The sequence below is a fragment of the Bradyrhizobium hipponense genome (genome assembly GCF_008123965.1).
Classification (GTDB): Bacteria; Pseudomonadota; Alphaproteobacteria; order Rhizobiales; family Xanthobacteraceae; genus Bradyrhizobium; species Bradyrhizobium hipponense.
Genome location: NZ_VSTH01000254.1, coordinates 1 through 1798 on the forward strand (window position 1 = coordinate 1; position 1798 = coordinate 1798).

The following is a 1798-nucleotide window of genomic DNA, read 5'->3' on the forward strand; positions in this document are numbered from 1 at the left end:
CGCATTGCCTCACCCAGAATGTTACTGGACAACTTTCCGCCGATGACTGGGGCGGCGCCACCGAATCGGTTCGGTGTCGTCGATGGCGGGAAAGATCAGCATGGGCGCGCGGCGCGAGGTGATGTCGGCGGTAATGGAGCGTTACCGGTCGACCACACGGGCGGAGAAGGGGCGGATCCTAGACGCGCTGTGCGCGACGACGGGCTGGCATCGCAAGCATGCGGTGCGCGCACTCCGGCGACGCGCGACGGTTGGGCCGGGCGAGGTCGGGGCACCGCAAGAGCGCAAGCGCAGATATGGTGCGACAATCAAGGACGCGCTGACGGCGCTGTGGGAGGCGTCGGATCGGGTGTGCGGCAAGCGGCTCAAGGTGATGATCCCGATCTTGCTGCCGGCGCTCGAGCAACATGGCCGATTGCGGCTTGGCCAGGCGGACCGTGATCGTGTTCTGGCCATCAGCGCCGCTACCATCGATCGCCTGCTCGTCGATGTGAAGATCGCGGCGAGCGGCGGCAGGCGGCGCCGCGCCGGATTCTATTCGGCAATCCGGCGCGAGGTCCCGATCCGGACGTTCAATGACTGGAACAGCCCGCTGCCCGGCTTCTGCGAGGTCGACATGGTAGCCCATGGCGGCACGTCGGTGGCTGGCTCGTTCATCCAGACCCTGACGATGGTCGATGTCGCCACGGGCTGGACGGAGTGCCTGCCGTTGTTGACGCGGGAAGGTTCGCTGGTCGTCGAGGCGATCAACCGGGCACAGAGCCTGTTCCCTTGGTTGTTGCGCGGGGTGGACTTCGACAACGACAGCGCCTTCATGAACGATGTCGTCGTGCCATGGTGTCGCGAGCAGAAGCTCGAAGTCACACGCTCGCGCGCGTACAAAAAGAACGATCAGGCGTTTGTCGAGCAGAAGAATGGTGCCGTCGTCCGTCGCCTGATGGGCTACGGCCGCTTCGATGGCATCGAGACGGCGCGCGTGATGGGTCGCCTCTATGCGGCGGCACGGCTTTACGTCAACTTCTTCCAGCCGTCGTTCAAGCTGAAGGAGAAGCGCCGCGAAGGGGCTAAAGTGATCAAGCGCTATCACCCCCCATTGACGCCCTACGAGCGTGCATTGGCGCATCCCAAGGTGACCGCCGCCGTGAAGAAACGGCTGCGCGATCAATATCGCTCGCTCGATCCGGTCGCGCTGTTGGCCGAGATTCGCGCAACCCAGGACGAACTCGGCAATCGCGTCGATCGTCGTGCCGGACAGGCGCGCGGCCTGCAATGCGCCAGCACGAGCACCGCGCCAGCGACCGCAGCCAGTTTTGCCAAGACGCTCGGCAAGACGGCGACGGCCGGCGAGCCGCGTGCCACGCACCGGCGCACCCGTCGCCCCTATAAAACCAGGGTTCGCATGCCATCCAAGCTCGACCCACATATTGCCACGATCCAGGCCTGGCTCGCTGCGCAACCGCAGCTAACTGCACTCGCTATCGTCGGCCGGCTAAGCGAGAAACACCCCGAGGAGTTTGGGACGAGACAGCATTCGATCGTGCAGCGTCTGCTGAGGGCGCTTAGACGGAAGGCTGCTGAACAGCTGGTCGCTCAGCGCCCGCTCGGCGACGCCACGACCGCTTCCCAGTTGCCCGGGGTTGTGGACGGCTCGGGCTATGTAGGGCCCGACCCGCCCACAGCCCCTCTCGTCGAGCAAGCCGGGAAAGCCACCTGGCGCGGCCGATCAATCGACATTGGATCGTCATCGGCAATCGCGCCATCAGGGTAACATTCGCAGATGCGGCAATACGGGGGTCAA

1 protein-coding gene is annotated in these 1798 nt (G+C 64.8%); it reads left to right on the forward strand.

Annotation, left to right across the window (positions count from 1 at the left end; genetic code table 11):
- The first annotated feature begins 82 nt into the window (after positions 1-82).
- Positions 83-1768: an integrase catalytic domain-containing protein gene (locus FXV83_RS41245; RefSeq protein WP_148745744.1), complete on the forward strand. Its 1686-nt coding sequence runs from the start codon at positions 83-85 to the stop codon at positions 1766-1768.
- The last annotated feature ends 30 nt before the right edge of the window (positions 1769-1798 follow it).

Coding starts and splice junctions, on each gene's coding strand:
- FXV83_RS41245 (WP_148745744.1), top strand. CDS start 83: ATGGCGGGAAAGATCAGCATGGGCGCGCGGCGCGAGGTGATGTCGGCG.